The organism is Agrobacterium sp. 22-221-1, from assembly GCF_053522445.1.
This window is the reverse complement of the sequence record NZ_JBNWCL010000002.1, coordinates 85993-103450: the sequence shown is the minus strand read 5'-3', so window position 1 is coordinate 103450 and position 17458 is coordinate 85993. Positions and strand designations below refer to the sequence as shown.

Sequence of the window (17458 nt, the reverse complement as noted above, 5' to 3'; positions counted from 1 at the left end):
CCAAGACTGATATGAAGGACGAGGATTTCATGACGACCGAACAACCGATCCGCTGGGGCATCATCGGCCCGGGCACCATTGCCAGAACTTTTGCCGATGGTATCGCCCATTCCCGCACCGGCAGGTTAGAGGCCATCGCCACCCGCAATCCGGACAAGCCCGGCCTTGCCGAGGCCTTTGCCGGTGCGCGCATTATCAAGGGTTACGATGCGCTGCTTGCCGATCCCGATATCGACGCCGTCTATATCGCCACACCCCATACCGGCCATGCCGAATGGGCGATCAAGGCCATCCGGGCGGGTAAAAACGTGCTGGTGGAAAAGCCCATCGCGCTTTCCGCCTATGATGCCGACGCTATTTTCCACGAAGCGAAAAAGGCCGGCGTCTTCGCGGGCGAAGCCTATATGTATCGCCTGCATCCGCAGACGGCGAAACTGCTGGAACTGGTGAAAGCCCGTGCTGTTGGCGATATCCGCATCATCCGCTCCAGCTTCGGTTTCAACATGGGTTCGTTCCGGGCCGATCACCGGCTTTTCGCCAATGAAACGGCGGGCGGCGGCATTCTCGATGTCGGCGGTTATCCGGTTTCCATGGTGCGGATGATCGCCGGCGCCGTGGACGGCAAACCCTTCGCCGAACCGGAAAAGGTGGCGGGCGTCGCCCATCTCGGCCAGTCGGGCGTCGATGAATGGGCCTCGGCGGTGCTGAAATTCGCTAACGGCATTGTCGCCGAAGTCTCGTGCTCGATCATGGCGGCGCAGGACAATGTGCTGCGCATCATCGGCTCGGAAGGCCGTATCGAGGTCAAGGATTTCTGGTTCGCCGCCGGCCACAAGGGCGGCACCGGGCGGATCGATATCATCAGGGGCGACAAGGTCGAAACCATCGAGTTGCCGGAGGATCGCTGGCTTTATTCCTTCGAAGTCGATGCGGCCGGCGAGGCGATCCGCCAGGGCAGACATGAATTCGATGCGCCCGGCATGGCCTGGGCCGACAGTCTCGGCAATCTGCGTGTCATGGATCAATGGCGGGCTTCCGTCGGGCTCGAATACAGCATTGAAAAAGCAACGTCGCGCGTTGCCAATATTGCCGGTGGCAAGGTCGTGGCCGGAAACGCAGTGCCGAAGCGGCAGATTCCGGGCCTTGCCAAACCCGCTTCCGTGGTCGCGCTCGGTTTCGAATTCTTCCCCAATTTCGCCTCCGCATCCCTGACGCTGGATGCCTTCTATGAAGCGGGCGGCAATCTCTTTGATACGGCCTATGTCTATGGTGCAGGAAAGACCGAGGCGATCTTCGGCGACTGGCACACCAGCCGCAACGTGCCGCGCGAAGAGATCGTGCTGATCGGCAAGGGGGCACATTCGCCGCTCTGCTATCCCGATATGATCGCCAAACAGCTCGATCAGTCGCTTGCGCGGCTGAAGACGGATTATGTCGACGCCTATTTCATGCATCGCGATAATCTGGACGTGCCGGTCGGCGAATTCGTCGACGCCATGGATGCTGAAGTCCGGCGCGGGCGCATTCGCGGCATTTTCGGCGGTTCGAACTGGACGCGCGAGCGCATGGACGAGGCGGCCGCCTATGCTGCGAAGAACGGCAAACAGGCTCCGGCCGCGCTTTCCAACAATTTCTCGCTGGCGGAAATGCTCGATCCCATCTGGGCGGGCTGCGTCGCGGCATCCGATGACGAGTGGAAGGAATGGCTTAAATCCCGCCAGATTCCCAATTTCGCCTGGTCCAGCCAGGGGCGCGGATTTTTCACGGACAGGGCAGGGCGCGACAAGCATGACGATGAAGAAATCGTCCGCGTCTGGTATTCCGACCGCAATTTCGTTCGCCGCGACCGGGCGATCGAGCTTGCGCAAAACCTCGGGCGGCACCCGATCCATATCGCGCTCGCCTATGTCATCGCCCAGCCTTTCCCGGTCATTCCGCTGATCGGGCCGCGCACGCTTGCGGAGCTGGAGGATAGTCTTTCGGCGCTGGATATCAGGCTGACGGCCGAGCAGGTGAAGTGGCTGGAGGCGTGAAAGACAACGAGACGGCGGATTTATCCGCCGTCTTAACGATATTGGGCAAGACGTCGCCGCCCGTTTCTTCTCCCCGCCGGGGAGAAGGTGGCCCGAAGGGTCGGATGAGGGGGCTAGCTCTCCGCATATCTCGACCCTTGCCCCCTCATCCCGCTGCCGCGGACTTCTCCCCGGCGGGCAGAAGAAACAGGCGGTAACCGCTCGCTCGAACTGACGATCTTCGGGGTGGAGATGTCATCTTCCACCTTCATTCCTCTCCCGGCGACTGCTAAAGCGTAGGTCCATAAACGTGTCGCGAAACACGGCAGCCAAACAATCACCGGGGTTCCCATGAGCGATATCGACCGAAGCCGTGCCCAGCAGTTGATGCGGGAAGCGGATATCGACGCGCTGGTGCTGTTCCAGCCCGAAGCCTTCCGTTATGCGGTCGGCGCCCATGCCGGTGTCGCGACCATGTGGGGCAGGGCCGGTTCGGCAATTGCGCTTGTGCCGGCCGATGCCGATGCGCGGCTTGCCGCTGTCGTCAGCGATCATGCCGCCCCGCTTGTCAGGAGGGCCGCGCCGGAGATCGATCTGCGCTGCCATCGCATCTGGATCGATATGGTAGATCTGTCGGGCGTCGAAACCATCGCGCAGGTAGACGATGCCTATCGCCACAACAATTCCGGTGGTCCGAGGCCGGAGACATTCGACCGTACTGCCTGTTTCGGCCTGCTGGCCGACCTGCTGCGGGAGCGTGGGCTGTCGGCGGCGCGCATTGGCGCAGACCTCGAATTCATGCCCGCCGCCGATTTTTTTGCGCTGCGTCAGGTGCTGCCCGATGTCGACTGGGTTGACGGATCGCCCGTGCTGCGCCGCCTGCGCGCCGTGAAATCCGAGCGCGAGATCGAGCTTCTGAGGCGCGCGACGACGGCTGCGGAGGCCGGGCTGGTCGCGATGGCCGCTGCCGTCAGGCCCGGCGCTGCACTCGGCGGGCTTTCTGCCGCCTGGAAGGCCGGCGCACAGGCCCATGCCGCGAAATCCGGGTTTTCGCTGAGCGGCCATTGGGATTACATATCCGTCGGACCCGCTTTGTCGGATATGGCGGCGGTTGTCACGCCGGGTGCGCTCATCAAGGCCGATGTTGGCACGCTGGTCGACGGTTATTCATCGGATGGCGCGCGGAGTTTTTCGTGGGGGCCGGTCTCGCCGCTGGCCGCCGATGTTTTCAGCGCGCTGGAAGTGGCCTTTGCCCGTGGGCTGGAAGCGCTTCGTCCGGGCAATACATTCGGTGCTGTGCACGCCGCCATGCTGGCCTCGATGCGCAGGCAAGGTTTCAGCGAATATTATCGCGGCCATTTCGGCCATTCCGTCGGCGGTGGCGTGGGTATCGAGGAATGGCCGTTCTTTTCCCATGACAATCCGGAAATCATTCTTCCCGGCATGGTCGTCGCGCTCGAAGCGCCGTTTTATGGCGAAGGGCTGGGCGCGCTGATGATCGAGGACCAGTTCCTCGTCACCTCCTCCGGCGCGGAATGCATGAACAGCCTGCCGCGCAGCCTGCGGGATTTATCGGCGGACTGAGCGCCGGATCAGAGGAAATCGTCGCGGCGCGGGGTAAAGCAGTCGATCAGCTCGCCCTCTTCCAGACACAGGCAGCCATGCTCGATATGGCCGGGAATGACGAGGCTATCGCCCTTCTGAAGGTCGTAGGCTTCGCCGTCGCGGTAAAAGCGGAAGCTGCCGCTGGCGACATAGGTGGATTGCACATGCGGATGGCTGTGCAGCCTGCCTTCGGCGCCGGTCTTGAAGCGGAAGGAGACCACCATCAGTTCCGGCGCTTCGGAAAGCACGGTGCGCTCCACGCCATCGTCGGGGGAAACGGTGGGGAAGGTCGGAAGCTGCTGCATATCGTTCTCCTCAGTCATGCAATGCGGTTTAAACAGGTAGTCTCAGCGCGGCGCGCGCAGCATGGAGCGATAGCGCGTCTGGCTGCTTTTCAGGTGGCTGCGCATGGCGCTGCGCGCCGCCTCCTCGTCGCCGTCCTGTATCGCGATCAGGATCGCTTCGTGTTCACCGACGAGCCGGGCGAGATCGGCGGGGGAAAGCACGGTTTCCGTGCCGTTTTCGGCCACGGCGCGGCGTGGAATGAGGGTAGGGCCGAGCACCTGCAGAAACTCGCTGAAGCGGGGATTGTTGGTCGCTTCGGCAATGGCGAGATGGAAGGCGAAATCGGCCTCCGCCGTCGGCACGCCCTTGGTGGCGCTGGCGCGGAAGGCATCGAAGGCCTCGATGATCTTTTCCTCCTGCGCCGGCGAACGGCGAATGGCGGCAAGACCGGCGGCGTCACCTTCCACGGCGGTGCGCAATTCCAGCATTTCGATCAGCGACGAGACGCGCGCAAGATCGACATTGTGGAAGGGACGCCGCTCAGTGGGTGCGGGTTCCAGTACGAAAACACCCGCGCCCTGACGCGGCTCGACCAGACCGTCGGATCGCAGCGAGGCGATTGCCTCCCGCACCACGGTACGGCTGACACCGAATTCCTGCGTCATCTGCGCTTCGGAGGGCAGGCGTTCGCCCGTCTTGTAACGACCCTTGGCGATCTGGCTGCGGAGTTCCTCCGAAACCTTCACCACAAGCGTTCTGCCTTGTGGAGCTGCCGGTTCGGAGCTTGTCGCTTTTGTCATCTTGGTCGCCGTTCTAAAAAATGTCGGTTGCGTGCACCGTTCCTCGATACGTCATTCGCGGCCTGGCATGCAATCCCGCCTTTTTAGCGGGAAAGGTCCGTGCGACATTTCACGTCTCCTTGAAGATCGGGTTGTCGACAAACACGCCACCCTGAAAGCGGACTACCGCGTCGCTCGGGTCCGGTTTGGGAGCTGTCCGGGCGATGTGCTCCCGGAAGGCCTCGGCATTGTCCTTCGGTTTCCATCCAAGAAAGCCGAGATGTGAATTGTCCCACCAGCTGGCATCATTGGCCGACGCGCCCCAGACGACCGGGCAGCCGAGAACGGGTGCGCGGAACGCCGCTTCGATCAGCGAGACGAAATCGTCATGCGAGAACCATGTGGACAGCATGCGGTAATTGTTGGGTTCCGGGGTGCAGGAGCCGATACGCACAAGCGCCGTCTCCTGTCCGAATTTCTCGAAATACAGGCGGGCGAGGTTTTCGCCGAAACATTTGGAAACGCCGTAGAGGCCGTCCGGGCGGAACGGAACGTCGGGACCAAGCCGTTCGGTCTGGGGATAATAGCCGATCGTATGGTTGGAACTGGCGAAAACAATTCGCGGCTGGCCGTGGGCGCGTGCGGCCTCGTAGAGATTATAAAGTCCGATGATGTTGCCCTGAAGGATTTGTTCGAAAGGCTTCTCCACCGATATGCCGCCCAGATGCACGATGCCGTCGCAACCGGCAACCATGGCATCCACGGCGTCTGCATCCGCAAGGTCGCATTGCATGCATTCCTCATTCGGGCCTGCCGGATCGAGCGGGGCGAGATCGGCAAGGCGAACGATCTCGGCCATCGATGCAAGGCGTTTACGCATAACGCGGCCAAGCTGGCCCGCAGCACCGGTAACAAGAAGCCGTTTCATTGCCATTCTCCCTCAGCGTCGCACGTCTCTGGCGTGGTCGAGATATGCCTATGCCTCTTGACCTTGTCATACAGATCGTACAAAAAGCGGATAACATATATTATGTGCCATACGCAACAATCATGAAGGATGAGTTTGATGTTGACCGTCGAAACAAGGCAGGCCGTGAACCCGGAATATGCAAAAACGCTGGATACCGAAGGGCTCCGCCGGCATTTCCTCGCCAACGACATGTTTCGTTCCGGCGAAATCAGGCTGATCTATACCCATTATGACCGCTTCGTGATGGGCGGCGCGGTGCCGAACGGCGCGCCGCTGACGCTGGACAAGGTGGAAGAAACCAAAACGCCGTCCTTCCTCGACCGGCGTGAGATGGGCATCGTCAATATCGGCGAGACCGGCACGGTCAGCGCCGGCGGCGAGACCTATACCCTCAATCGCGGCGACGTGCTTTATCTCGGTGCAGGCAGCGGTGCGGTGACCTTTGACGGGGCAGGGCGATTCTACATCACCTCCTGCCCGGCGCATCGCAGCCTGCCGGCGAAGCTCGTGACACTGGCCAACAGCAAGGAGGTCAAGCTCGGCGCGACCGAAACCTCCAACAAGCGCACCATCAACCAGTTCATCCATCCGCTGGTCATGGAAAGCTGCCAGCTGGTGCTGGGGTATACGACGCTGGAGGACGGTTCCGTCTGGAACACCATTCCTTCCCACATTCACGATCGCCGCATGGAGGCCTATCTCTATTTCGGCATGGATGAGAAGTCGCGCGTGCTGCATCTGATGGGTGAGCCGCAGGAAACACGGCATCTGTTCATTTCGAATGAAGAGGGTGCGATTTCCCCGCCCTGGTCCATCCATTCCGGCGCCGGCATCGGTTCTTACACCTTCATCTGGGCCATGGCGGGAGACAATGTCGATTACACCGACATGGACTTCATTCAGCCGGGAGATCTGAAATGAAGAATCCCTTTTCGCTTCAGGGGCGTAAGGCGCTAGTCACCGGCGCGAATACAGGGCTTGGCCAGGCAATTGCGGTGGGGCTCGCCGCTGCCGGCGCGGAGGTGGTCTGCGCCGCCCGCCGCGCGCCGGATGAAACGCTGGAGATGATCGCCAGGGACGGCGGCAAGGCCAGCGCATTGTCTATCGATTTTGCCGATCCGCTGGCGGCGAAGGACAGTTTTGCCGGCGCCGGTTTCGATATTCTCGTCAACAATGCCGGCATCATCCGCCGTGCCGATTCCGTCGAGTTTTCCGAACTCGACTGGGACGAGGTGATGGACGTCAATCTCAAGGCGCTGTTTTTCACCACCCAGGCTTTTGCGAAAGAGTTGCTGGCGAAAGGCCGGTCCGGCAAGGTGGTCAATATCGCTTCGCTCCTCTCCTTTCAGGGTGGCATTCGCGTGCCGTCCTATACGGCGGCGAAACATGGCGTCGCCGGCCTCACCAAGCTTCTGGCGAATGAGTGGGCGGCAAAGGGTATCAATGTGAATGCGATTGCGCCCGGCTACATCGAAACCAACAATACCGAGGCGCTGCGTGCGGATGCGGCCCGCAACAAGGCCATTCTCGAGCGTATTCCGGCCGGCCGCTGGGGCCATTCCGACGACATAGCCGGGGCGGCGGTTTTCCTTGCCTCGCCGGCGGCGGATTATGTGCATGGCGCCATTCTCAATGTCGACGGCGGCTGGCTGGCGCGCTGATCTGTTACAGATTTCAACAATTCATCATACAACATGTATGATGAATTGTTGACAAGCATGCGGCAACCGGGTTAGGTGGCTTCCAGTCAATGAATTTGCAAAGGAATACCAAACATGAACCCTGAACAAATCAAGGCGGCGCTCGGCTCCGGCCTGTTGTCTTTCCCGGTCACTCATTTCGATTCCGAGGGCCGTTTCGCCCAGGACAGTTACAGGGCGCATGTCGAATGGCTTGCCGGTTATAAAGCGCCGGTGCTGTTTGCCGCCGGCGGCACGGGCGAGTTCTTCTCGCTGAAGCCGGATGAAATTCCGACCATCGTTTCCGCCGCCAAGGATGTGGCCGGTGAAACCGCCATCGTTTCCGGCTGCGGTTACGGCACCGAGATCGCCGTCGATATCGCCCGCTCGGTCGAAAAGGTCGGCGCGGACGGCATCCTGCTTCTGCCGCATTATCTCATCGATGCGCCGCAGGAAGGCCTTTACGCCCACATCAAGAAGGTGTGTCAGTCGGTCGGTATCGGCGTCATGGTTTATAACCGTGACAATTCCGTGCTGCAGGCCGATACGCTGGCGCGTCTCTGCGACGAATGCCCGAACCTCGTCGGCTTCAAGGACGGCACCGGCGATATCGGTCTCGTTCGCCAGATCACCGCCAAGATGGGCGACCGCCTGATGTATCTCGGCGGTATGCCGACGGCGGAACTGTTTGCCGAAGCCTATCTCGGCGCCGGTTTCACCACCTATTCCTCGGCTGTCTTCAACTTTGTGCCGGGTCTTGCCAATGAGTTCTACGCCGCCCTGCGCGCCGGCGAACGCGCCACCTGTGAGCGTATCCTGACGGAATTCTTCTATCCGTTCATGGCGATCCGCAACCGCGCCAAGGGTTATGCCGTCTCCGCCGTCAAGGCCGGTGTTCGCCTGCAGGGCTTCAATGCCGGTCCGGTGCGTGCGCCGCTGAAGGACCTGACCAATGAGGAAATCGGCATGCTCGACGCCTTGATCGGCACGCACAAGCGCAAAGCCTGATTTGGAGGCCTGATCGAGACAAGCGGGAGGGGAGCCATGAAGATCACAGCGGTGCGCACGCATCTGCTCGAACACCGGCTGGACACGCCGTTCGAAAGCGCATCCATGCGTTTTGATCGCCGCGCCCATATTCTGGTGGAAATCGAATGCGACGACGGAACCGTCGGCTGGGGCGAATGCCTCGGCCCGGCGCGGCCCAACGCCGCCGTGGTTCAGGCTTACTCCGGCTGGCTCATCGGCCAGGACCCGCGTGAGACCGAGAAGATCTGGGCCGTGCTTTATAACGCCCTGCGCGATCAGGGCCAGCGCGGCCTCAGCCTCACGGCCCTGTCCGGCATCGATATCGCGCTGTGGGACATCAAGGGCAAGCATTATGGCGCTTCGATCTCGATGCTGCTCGGCGGGCGCTGGCGCGAAAGCGTGCGGGCCTATGCCACCGGCAGCTTCAAGCGCGATGGCGTCGACCGCGTGTCCGACAACGCCTCCGAGATGGCGGATCGCCGGGCGGACGGCTTTCATGCCTGCAAGATCAAGATCGGCTTCGGCATTGAGGAAGACCTCCGCGTCATCGCCGCCGTGCGCGAGGCGATTGGGCCGGATATGCGGCTGATGATCGACGCCAATCACGGCTACACCGTCACCGAGGCCATCGCGCTCGGCAACCGCGCCGCCGACTATGGTATCGACTGGTTCGAGGAGCCGGTGGTTCCCGAACAGCTCGATGCCTACGCCCGGGTGCGGGCCGGCCAGCCGATACCGGTTGCGGGCGGCGAGACCTGGCACGGGCGTTATGGCATGTGGCAGGCGCTTTCCGCCGGTGCCGTGGATATTCTCCAGCCCGATCTCTGCGGCTGCGGCGGTTTTTCCGAAACGCAGAAGATCGCGGCGCTCGCCACGCTGCACGGCGTGCGCATCGTGCCGCATGTCTGGGGCACCGGCGTACAGATTGCGGCAGCCCTGCAATTCATGGCGGCGATGACGCCCGATCCGGTGCGGGTCAATCCCATCGAGCCGATCATGGAATTCGACCGCACCTATAATCCGTTCCGGCAGGCCGTGCTGAGCGAGCCGATAGAGGCGGTAAACGGCGTCGTCACCATCCCGAACGGCCCCGGCCTCGGCATAGAGATCAACCGCGACGCATTGGTTGAATTCAGGATGCCAGACCCGTGAGCGAACTTGTCAGAAAACTGAGCGGCACAGCGCCCCGGCCCGCTTTCCCGAAAGGCGCCGTCGATACGCAGATGCATCTCTATCTGCGCCACTATCCCGCCCTGCCGGGTGGACCGGGTCTGCCGCCGGGCGCTCTGCCCGGACCGGAGGATTATCGCAGCCTCATGCAATGGCTCGGCATCGACCGGGTCATCATCACCCAGGGCAACGCCCATCAGCGCGATAACGGCAACACACTCGCCTGTGTCGCGGAAATGGGCGAGGCGGCCCGCGCGGTGGTTATCATCGATGCGGGCACGACCGAAAAGGACATGGAAAAGCTTGCCGCCGCAGGCGCTGTCGGTGCGCGTATCATGGATTTGCCGGGCGGTGCGGTGAACCTGTCCGAGCTGGAAGCCGTGGACGAGCGCGCGCATGCGGCCGACTGGATGGTGGCGGTGCAATTCGACGGCAATACGCTGCTCGATCACCTGCCGCGCCTTCAGAACATCCGCTCGCGCTGGGTGTTCGATCACCACGGCAAGTTCTTCAAGGGCATCAAAACCGATGGCCCGGAAATGGCGGCGCTTCTGAAACTCATCGACCGCGGCAATCTCTGGTTCAAGTTCGCCGGCGTCTACGAAAGCTCACGCGAGAGCTGGCCCTATGAGGACGTCGCTGCCTTTTCGCGCGTCATCGCCGCCCATGCGCCGGGGCGCATCGTCTGGGGCACCAACTGGCCGCATAATTCCATCCGCGAGACGGCGGCCTATCCCGACGATGCCCGCCTTGCGGAACTCATACTCGGCTGGCTACCGGATGAAGCGGCGCGCCACCGTGCGCTGGTGGAAAACCCGGAAGCGCTGTTCAAGCTGCCGCCAGTCACGGCGGCATAGGTCAATCCGGGATGGCTGAGGAAGGGAGGTCCCCATCATCCTTTTAAAGTGAAAGGTCTTTGCATGCCGGCCCGGATGGGCGTGAAAAATCGGTCCGATAGCCTTGGAGGGGCTGGATCGTTTCAACAATGGAGGAGGAAAGCATGAAAAAGATTGCAAGCATGATGTGCGTCGCGATGGGGATCGCGCTCGCCGGTGTTTCCGCCAAGGCGCAGGAAATCACCCTGCGTTCGGCCGATATTCATCCCGACGGTTATCCGACGGTCGAAGCCGTGAAATATATGGGCGAGCTTCTGGCCGAGCGCACCAAGGGCCGCATCAAGATACAGGTCATGAACAATTCCGTTCTCGGCGGCGAGAAGGATACGATCGAGCAGACCCGCTTCGGCGTCATCGACATGAACCGCGTCAATGCCGCGCCCTTCAACAATCTGGTCAAGGAAACCACCGTCCTCGGCCTGCCTTTCCTGTTCCGCTCGACGGAACACATGCACAACACGGTCGACGGCCCGATCGGCGATGAGGTTCTGGCGGCCTTCGAACCGCACGGCCTCATCGGCCTCGCCTTTTACGATTCCGGCGCGCGGTCCTTCTACACCACCAAAAAGCCCATTGAAAAACTCGCGGACCTGAAGGGCCTGAAAATCCGCGTGCAGCAGTCGGATCTGTGGATTTCGATGATGCAGGCCTTTGGCGCCAATCCGACGCCGATGCCGATGGGCGAAGTCTATTCCTCGCTTGAAACCGGTGTCGTCGACGGTGCGGAAAACAACTGGCCCTCTTACGAATCCGCCCGTCACTACGAGGTTGCGAAGAACTACTCCCTGACGGAACATTCGCTGAACCCGGAAATCCTCGTCATTTCCAAGGTCTCTTACGACAAGCTCTCTCCGGAAGATCAGAAGCTCTTGCGTCAGGCGGCCAAGGATTCCGTGGGCAAGATGCGTGAACTCTGGAGCGCCCGCGAAAAGGCGTCGGAAGAAAAGGTCCGCGCCGGCGGCGTCAACGTCATCAAGGTCGACAAGGAGGAATTCGCTGCCGCGATGGGTCCCGTCTACGACAAGTTCGTCACCGATCCGAAGATGAAAGACCTTCTGGAACGGGTGAAAGCGGTCAAGTAATGCGCGGAAAACCGGCCCTGGGAACAGGGCCGGTTTTCTTTTGTCGCCGTTGACGCGGAGGAACAGACAATGCGAAATTTCATGCGGGCCATTCGCCCCTTTCTCGGCGCGCTTAGCCACGCGTCGCTTTATATTGCCGGTATCGGCATGATCGCCATGACGCTTATCGTCGGCTGGCAGGTTTTTGCGCGGTATATTCTGAACGATTCACCCAGCTGGTCGGAGCCGCTGTCGCTGCATCTCATGTCATGGTTCATCATGCTGGGGGCGGCGGTGGGCGTGCGCGAAAGCGTGCATCTGGGGCTGGATATATTGCGCTACATGATGCCGCCACGCGTGCAGAAGGGAATGGACCTTACTAGCCTTGCCCTGATCTTTTTCTTCGGCGCCGGCATGGCCTGGTATGGCACCTCGCTTTCCATGGGCACATGGACGGCGACGATCCCGGTTCTCGGCTGGCCGGGCGGCACGGATTTCTTCCCACTGATAGGCGGCGGTTTCCTCATCGCGCTGTTTGCGGCTGAACGTTTCGTCGATCTCGCCATTGGCGAGGAGATTGCGGCGGATGTGATCGTGCAGGAGGCAGCGTAGATGGCTTACACCATTCTCTTCGGGGTCTTCACCCTGCTGATGCTGATCGGCACGCCGATAGCATTTTGCCTCGGCATTGCCTCTTTCGCCACGGTTCTTTATCTCGGCCTGCCGCCCATTGTCGTGTTCCAGCAGATGAATTCCGGCATGAACGTGTTTGCGATGATGGCGATACCGTTTTTCATCTTCGCCGGCGACCTGATGGTGCGCGGTGGCATCGCCCATCGCCTCATCCGCTTTGCGGCCGGCCTCGTGGGACACCTGCGCGGCGGTCTTGGCCAGGTCAACATCGTGGCCTCGACGCTGTTCGGCGGCATTTCCGGTTCGGCCGTGGCCGATGCCTCGGCCGTCGGCGGGCTGATGATCCCGCAAATGGCCAAGCGCGGTTATGACAGGGACTATGCGGTCAATGTCACGGTCAATGCGGCCATCATCGCGCTGATGATACCGCCCTCGCATAATATGATCCTTTATTCGATTGCGGCGGGCGGCAATGTTTCGGTGGCCGATCTCTTCACCGCCGGCATCGTTCCGGGTTTCCTGCTTGCAGCGGCGCTGATGGTGACGGCCTATATCGTTGCCCGGCGCAAGGGTTATCCTTCCGAGCCGTTCCCGGGTTTCTCGAAGCTGATGTATTATCTCTTGGCCTCGTTCCCCGGCATCCTGTTGATCGGCATCATCTTCGGCGGCGTGCGTTCGGGCATCTTCACCGCGACGGAAAGTTCCTGCATCGCGGTTCTCTACGCCTTCCTCGTTGCGATGCTCGTCTATCGCGAGCTGGACTGGAGCGGTTTCGTAGAGGCGGTGATGGGCGCGGTGCGCACGACGGCCATGGTTCTGCTGGTTATCGGCACGGCGGCGTCCTTCGGCTGGCTGATGGCCTTCCTGCAGGTGCAGACGCTGATGATTGCCGCAATCAGCGCGATTTCGGACAATCCGATCATCGTGCTGCTCGTCATCAATGTCATCCTGCTTTTGCTCGGCACATTCATGGATATGGCACCGATGGTCATCATCTCCACGCCGGTGCTTCTGCCCGTCGTGAAGGCCTTCGGCATCGACCCCGTGCATTTCGGCGTCGTGATGATCCTGAACGCCGGTATCGGGCTCAACACGCCGCCGGTCGGAACGGTGCTTTTCGTCGGCTGCGCGGTCGGCGGCATATCGATACGGGAAGCGATGCGGACGATCTGGCCGTTCTTCGGGGCCAGCATCGCGGTGCTGCTTGCAGTCACCTATATTCCGTCGCTGTCCCTGTGGTTGCCGTCACTGTTCCGGTAATTCCAGCGCTTTCAAACGAGAAGGCCCCGCTATGCCGGGGCCTTTTCCGTTTCAGTGGCAAGCAGCCTCTGCTGTTCGTGTTCGTCAAAGGCCATGAGATTGCCGTGCCGGCTGCGGCGTATGCGGTTCATATGGTCGCGCGGGCTTAACCCCAATGTCCGTTTGAACATGCGCGAGAAATAATAGGGATCGCCATATCCTACTTCGGCCGCCGCCGCCGTAACCGAAAGCCCCGCCTCGAGAAAATGCATGGCGCGTTCCATGCGTTTGAACTCCTGATATTTCCTTGGTGTACGTCCGACGCGTTTTTGAAATTCGCGCAGAAAATAATCGCGATTATAGGGAGCCGCCTCGGTCGCCCGGCCGGCAATGTCGGGGTCGAGCGGATTGGCGGAAATCATGGTGATCGCCTTCATCACCGCAAGGTCGAGGCCTTCCGTGCCCTCCGGCTGGAAACTCGGCCGGTCCACCCATCCGAGGAAGGCGTCATCGATGAAGGCGATGAGAAGCACCATGAAAAGATGATGCTGGCCAAGCGTGACGGAGGAGGGCGGGGCGCTCTGCCGGTAGTGGCGCACCAGCGGTTCCAGCAGTGGCCAGCGGCTTAGCTTCACTTTGGGCTTCAGATCCATCTGCGCGATCAGGTTGTGGCGGCCGTAAATATCCAGCGTGAAATGTTGCGCCACGCCGCGATAGGTGACGGCCTGCTCGTTCCAGCCGACAAAGCGCTGCCCCCGGAAAATCAGCATGGCATCACCCGGCTCCAGCACCCGCGCCTCGCCATCGACGAGATAATGCCCGCGCCCTTCCAGGCAGATGATGAGATCGTCCACCTGATTGGATTTGTCGATCTGCCAGGTGCGCGAATGCTCCATCTTGATCGTTGCGCGCGTCAGGTTGAGGTTGAGCGCCGCAGGCGGAACGGACGATAGAATGCCACCTTCGATTTCGTCCATCTTTTTCCTCGTCTTTGTTAATTCACCTTGGCGCGGAAATTTGGTTTTGTCATCGCATAAATTGCTTTTACGCGCCGTATCAATGAGGGAGGAGATCGGTCGCGGCGAGAAATTGCGCCATCACGCGCCTGCCGCCTGCCGTTCCGGGAGAATCACTTGTACGAAATTGTATTCTGTCATTCGCGTTCCAGCGGGACGCGGGGAGGAGCATTATGAAATCTCAGCGCTTCCTCGGGCTGGGATATCTGACGCCTTATATCGTCGGGCTTTTGGTCTTCACGGCCATCCCGTTCCTTGGCTCGCTCTATCTCAGCTTCACCCGTTACGATCTGATGAGCGATCCCAGCTGGGCGGGGCTGGCCAATTACGAGCGGCTGTTCACCCGCGACCGCACCTTCATGAAATCGCTGAACGTTACCCTGTTCTACGTGTTTCTGACGGTGCCGCTGAAGCTTGCCTTCGCGCTGTTCATTGCGGCCATACTCAATTATAAGCTGCAATTCATCAACTTCTTCCGCACCGCCTTTTACGTGCCGTCCATTCTCGGCGGCTCCATCGCGATTGCGGTTCTGTGGCGCTATATCTTCGCAAGCGAGGGACTTGCCAATATGGCGCTGGCCGCCATCGGCCTGTCGCCGGTGGACTGGTTCGGCGATCCGGGCAACGCGCTTTTCACCATCACGCTGCTGCGCTGCTGGCAGTTCGGTTCGGCCATGGTGATCTTCCTCGCTGCGCTGCAATCCATCGACAAGTCGCTTTATGAGGCCGCGGCCATCGATGGCGCGGGCAAGGTGAGAACATTCTTCTTCATCACGCTGCCGCTTCTGACGCCGGTGATCTTCTTCAACCTCATCATGCAGATGGTTCAGGCATTCCAGGAGTTCAACGGGCCTTACATCATCACCCAGGGCGGACCGCTGAAGTCCACTTATCTGCTGCCTCTTTACATCTATGACGAGGCTTTCAAGAAGTTCAACATGGGCTATGCCTCCGCCATCGCCTGGGTGCTCTTCACCATCATCACCCTGCTGACCCTCGTGGCCTTCTGGTCCTCGAAGAAGTGGGTCTATTACGCCGGCGACAAGCGGAACTGATGCCATGACCGATATCGCAATCCTAAACGACATGCAGGCGGCCCGCCGGGCGCGGCTGAGGCTCGTCTCCACCTCGGTCCGCTACGTGCTTCTCTTCGCGGTCGGCCTCATCATGCTCTACCCGCTGATCTGGCTGGTGGGCGCAAGTTTCAAGACCAATTCGGAAATCTTCTCCGGCGCGGGCTTCATCCCCGAAAACCCGACGCTGGATGGTTATATCCGCGGCTGGGAGACCTCGACGCCTTATACCTTCGGCCGGTTCTTCTGGAATTCGTTCCTGATCATCCTGCCGAAAGTCATCGGCACGGCGATTTCCTGCACCATGGCGGCCTATGCCTTTGCCCGCTTCGATTTCCCGCTGAAGAAGATCCTGTTCGGTTCTGTCATCGCCATCCTGCTGCTGCCGAATGTCGTTACCCGCATTCCGCAATATATCCTGTTTCGCGATCTCGGCTGGCTGGACAGTTTCCTGCCGCTCTGGGTGCCCTCGGCGCTCGCCGGCGATGCCTTCTTCGTTTTCATGCTGGTGCAGTTCCTGCGCTCGCTGCCATCGGACATGGAAGAGGCCGCCAGGGTAGATGGCGCCAACAGCCTGCAGACGCTGATTTACATCGTCGTGCCGATGCTGGCCCCGGCGCTGATCTCGGTCTGCCTGTTCCAGTTCATGTGGACGATGAACGATTTCCTCGGGCCGCTGATCTACCTGTCCTCGGTCGACAAATATCCGGTGAGCCTCGCGCTCAAACTCTCCATCGACACCACCGAAGCCTTCGAATGGAACCGCATCCTGGCGATGTCGGTGCTGACGATCGCGCCTGCGCTGATCGTGTTCTTCGCGGCGCAACGGTATTTCATTGAAGGGATCTCGTCTGGCGGGGTCAAGGGCTGAAAATGGCAAGCGTTCAACTTAAAAATCTCGAAAAAATCTATGGCGGCAGCTTCAAGGCCGTGCACGGCATCAATCTCGATGTCGAGGATGGTGAGTTCATGGTGTTCGTCGGCCCTTCCGGCTGCGCCAAATCCACGACGCTGCGCATGGTGGCGGGGCTGGAGGAAATCACCGGCGGCGAAATCCTGATCGGAGACCAGCGCGTCAACGACCTGCCGCCCGGCAAGCGCTCCATCGCCATGGTGTTCCAGAATTACGCGCTTTATCCGCATATGAAGGTGCGCGGCAATCTCGCCTTCGGCCTGAAGATCGCCGGTGTCGCCAAGCCAGAGATCGAAAAGGCAATCGACAATGTCGCTCGCATTCTCGAAATCGAGCCGCTGCTCGACCGTCTGCCGAAGCAGCTCTCGGGCGGGCAGGCGCAGCGTGTAGCGCTGGGCCGCGCGCTCATCAAGAAGCCCGGCGTGTTCCTGTTCGATGAGCCGCTGTCCAATCTCGACGCCAAGCTGCGCGCCTCCATGCGGGTGCGCATCACCGATCTGCACCGTCAGTTGAAGGCGGAAGGCCTGTCCTCGACGGTCATTTACGTCACCCATGACCAGACGGAGGCCATGACCATGGGCGACCGTATTTGCGTCATGCAGGCGGGTCGCATCATGCAGGTCGCGACGCCGAAGGAGCTTTACAACCACCCCGCCAATCTTTTCGTCGCCGGCTTTATCGGCACGCCGGAAATGAATCTGGTGGATGTGGCAATCGACGGCGCGGAATTCGTCATCGCCGGCCAGCGGCTGCCCATCGGTACGCATCTGGAGCAACGGCTATCGGCGAGACCCGCAGATGCCGTCATCGGCATCCGCCCGCAGCATCTTTCGCTGGCGGGAGAAGCCGATGGCCCGGCGCTGCAGGCGAAACTCACCAATGCGGAATTCATGGGTCACGAGGTCTATCTGCACGCCGATCTCGGCGGTCAGAAAGTCGTCAGCGTCGTTGGCGCGGCCGAATTCGAGGCGCTCGGGCGCGATGGCATCCTGCGGCTGAAGCCGGATCCGGAGAAGCTGCATATTTTCGACAAGGCCGACGGTCGCAACGTCTCGCTGTGAGAAGGGGACGGGCGTGCCTGATTTTTCGAGGAGGAGA

Annotated in this window: 17 protein-coding genes; 13 read left to right on the top strand and 4 right to left on the bottom strand. The window is 60.7% G+C overall.

From position 1 onward, the window contains the following. Window positions 1–29 precede the first annotated feature (29 nt). Both ACQZ5N_RS04030 and ACQZ5N_RS04025 read left to right on the top strand, forming a co-directional pair. Complete coding sequence (locus ACQZ5N_RS04030) at window positions 30–2033, top strand: aldo/keto reductase (protein ID WP_448732169.1); 2004 nt, start codon at window positions 30–32, stop codon at window positions 2031–2033. Window positions 2034–2363: 330 nt separating this feature from the next. Further along, window positions 2364–3596: a M24 family metallopeptidase gene (locus ACQZ5N_RS04025; RefSeq protein WP_448732168.1), complete on the top strand. Its 1233-nt coding sequence runs from the start codon at window positions 2364–2366 to the stop codon at window positions 3594–3596. 8 nt (window positions 3597–3604) lie between these two features. Here ACQZ5N_RS04025 and ACQZ5N_RS04020 read toward each other — a convergent pair whose 3' ends face one another. The 3 genes from ACQZ5N_RS04020 to ACQZ5N_RS04010 form a co-directional block, all read right to left on the bottom strand. Next, window positions 3605–3922: a cupin domain-containing protein gene (locus ACQZ5N_RS04020; RefSeq protein WP_003522691.1), complete on the bottom strand. Its 318-nt coding sequence runs from the start codon at window positions 3920–3922 to the stop codon at window positions 3605–3607. A gap of 42 nt (window positions 3923–3964) precedes the next feature. Continuing rightward, on the bottom strand, window positions 3965–4702 hold the full coding sequence (locus ACQZ5N_RS04015) for a FadR/GntR family transcriptional regulator (protein ID WP_020812260.1): 738 nt from the start codon (window positions 4700–4702) through the stop codon (window positions 3965–3967). 109 nt (window positions 4703–4811) lie between these two features. Further along, window positions 4812–5609 (bottom strand): NAD-dependent epimerase/dehydratase family protein, encoded by a 798-nt coding sequence (locus ACQZ5N_RS04010; protein WP_448732167.1) that lies wholly within the window; start codon window positions 5607–5609, stop codon window positions 4812–4814. A 138-nt stretch (window positions 5610–5747) separates the two neighbouring features. Between ACQZ5N_RS04010 and kduI the strand changes: the two genes are divergently transcribed. From kduI to ACQZ5N_RS03970, 8 genes are all read left to right on the top strand, one after another. Continuing rightward, window positions 5748–6572 (top strand): 5-dehydro-4-deoxy-D-glucuronate isomerase, encoded by an 825-nt coding sequence (gene kduI, locus ACQZ5N_RS04005; protein WP_080820777.1) that lies wholly within the window; start codon window positions 5748–5750, stop codon window positions 6570–6572. Further along, window positions 6569–7312, top strand: a complete 744-nt coding sequence (gene kduD, locus ACQZ5N_RS04000) for a 2-dehydro-3-deoxy-D-gluconate 5-dehydrogenase KduD (protein ID WP_078053632.1) — start codon at window positions 6569–6571, stop codon at window positions 7310–7312. Before kduI ends, kduD begins: the two co-directional genes overlap by 4 nt. 114 nt (window positions 7313–7426) lie before the next feature. Beyond that, window positions 7427–8338 carry a 5-dehydro-4-deoxyglucarate dehydratase gene (gene kdgD, locus ACQZ5N_RS03995; protein ID WP_003522686.1) on the top strand — a complete coding sequence of 304 codons (912 nt, stop codon included), beginning with the start codon at window positions 7427–7429 and terminating at the stop codon, window positions 8336–8338. Window positions 8339–8374: 36 nt separating this feature from the next. Then, window positions 8375–9511 carry a D-galactarolactone cycloisomerase gene (locus ACQZ5N_RS03990; RefSeq protein ID WP_448732166.1) on the top strand — a complete coding sequence of 379 codons (1137 nt, stop codon included), beginning with the start codon at window positions 8375–8377 and terminating at the stop codon, window positions 9509–9511. Then, window positions 9508–10386 (top strand): amidohydrolase family protein, encoded by an 879-nt coding sequence (locus tag ACQZ5N_RS03985; protein WP_448732165.1) that lies wholly within the window; start codon window positions 9508–9510, stop codon window positions 10384–10386. Before ACQZ5N_RS03990 ends, ACQZ5N_RS03985 begins: the two co-directional genes overlap by 4 nt. Window positions 10387–10529: 143 nt before the next feature. Then, a complete protein-coding gene (locus ACQZ5N_RS03980; protein ID WP_196379846.1) occupies window positions 10530–11507 on the top strand; it encodes a TRAP transporter substrate-binding protein in 978 nt (325 codons plus the stop codon). Window positions 11508–11576: 69 nt separating this feature from the next. Beyond that, on the top strand, window positions 11577–12098 hold the full coding sequence (locus ACQZ5N_RS03975) for a TRAP transporter small permease (protein ID WP_003522682.1): 522 nt from the start codon (window positions 11577–11579) through the stop codon (window positions 12096–12098). Further along, complete coding sequence (locus tag ACQZ5N_RS03970) at window positions 12099–13379, top strand: TRAP transporter large permease (protein WP_059757073.1); 1281 nt, start codon at window positions 12099–12101, stop codon at window positions 13377–13379. A gap of 29 nt (window positions 13380–13408) precedes the next feature. Here the strand turns inward: ACQZ5N_RS03970 and ACQZ5N_RS03965 are convergent, their stop codons facing one another. After that, window positions 13409–14335: an AraC family transcriptional regulator gene (locus ACQZ5N_RS03965; RefSeq protein ID WP_080854714.1), complete on the bottom strand. Its 927-nt coding sequence runs from the start codon at window positions 14333–14335 to the stop codon at window positions 13409–13411. Window positions 14336–14547: 212 nt separating this feature from the next. On the opposite strand from ACQZ5N_RS03965, the gene ACQZ5N_RS03960 reads away from it, so the two are divergent. From ACQZ5N_RS03960 to ACQZ5N_RS03950, 3 genes are read left to right on the top strand one after another with little or no spacing between them, the layout of a single operon-like run. Next, window positions 14548–15429, top strand: a complete 882-nt coding sequence (locus ACQZ5N_RS03960; protein ID WP_448732164.1) for a carbohydrate ABC transporter permease — start codon at window positions 14548–14550, stop codon at window positions 15427–15429. Window positions 15430–15433: 4 nt separating this feature from the next. Beyond that, window positions 15434–16318 carry a carbohydrate ABC transporter permease gene (locus ACQZ5N_RS03955; RefSeq protein WP_448732163.1) on the top strand — a complete coding sequence of 295 codons (885 nt, stop codon included), beginning with the start codon at window positions 15434–15436 and terminating at the stop codon, window positions 16316–16318. 2 nt (window positions 16319–16320) lie between these two features. After that, window positions 16321–17421 (top strand): ABC transporter ATP-binding protein, encoded by a 1101-nt coding sequence (locus ACQZ5N_RS03950; protein ID WP_448732162.1) that lies wholly within the window; start codon window positions 16321–16323, stop codon window positions 17419–17421. Window positions 17422–17458: the final 37 nt, after the last annotated feature.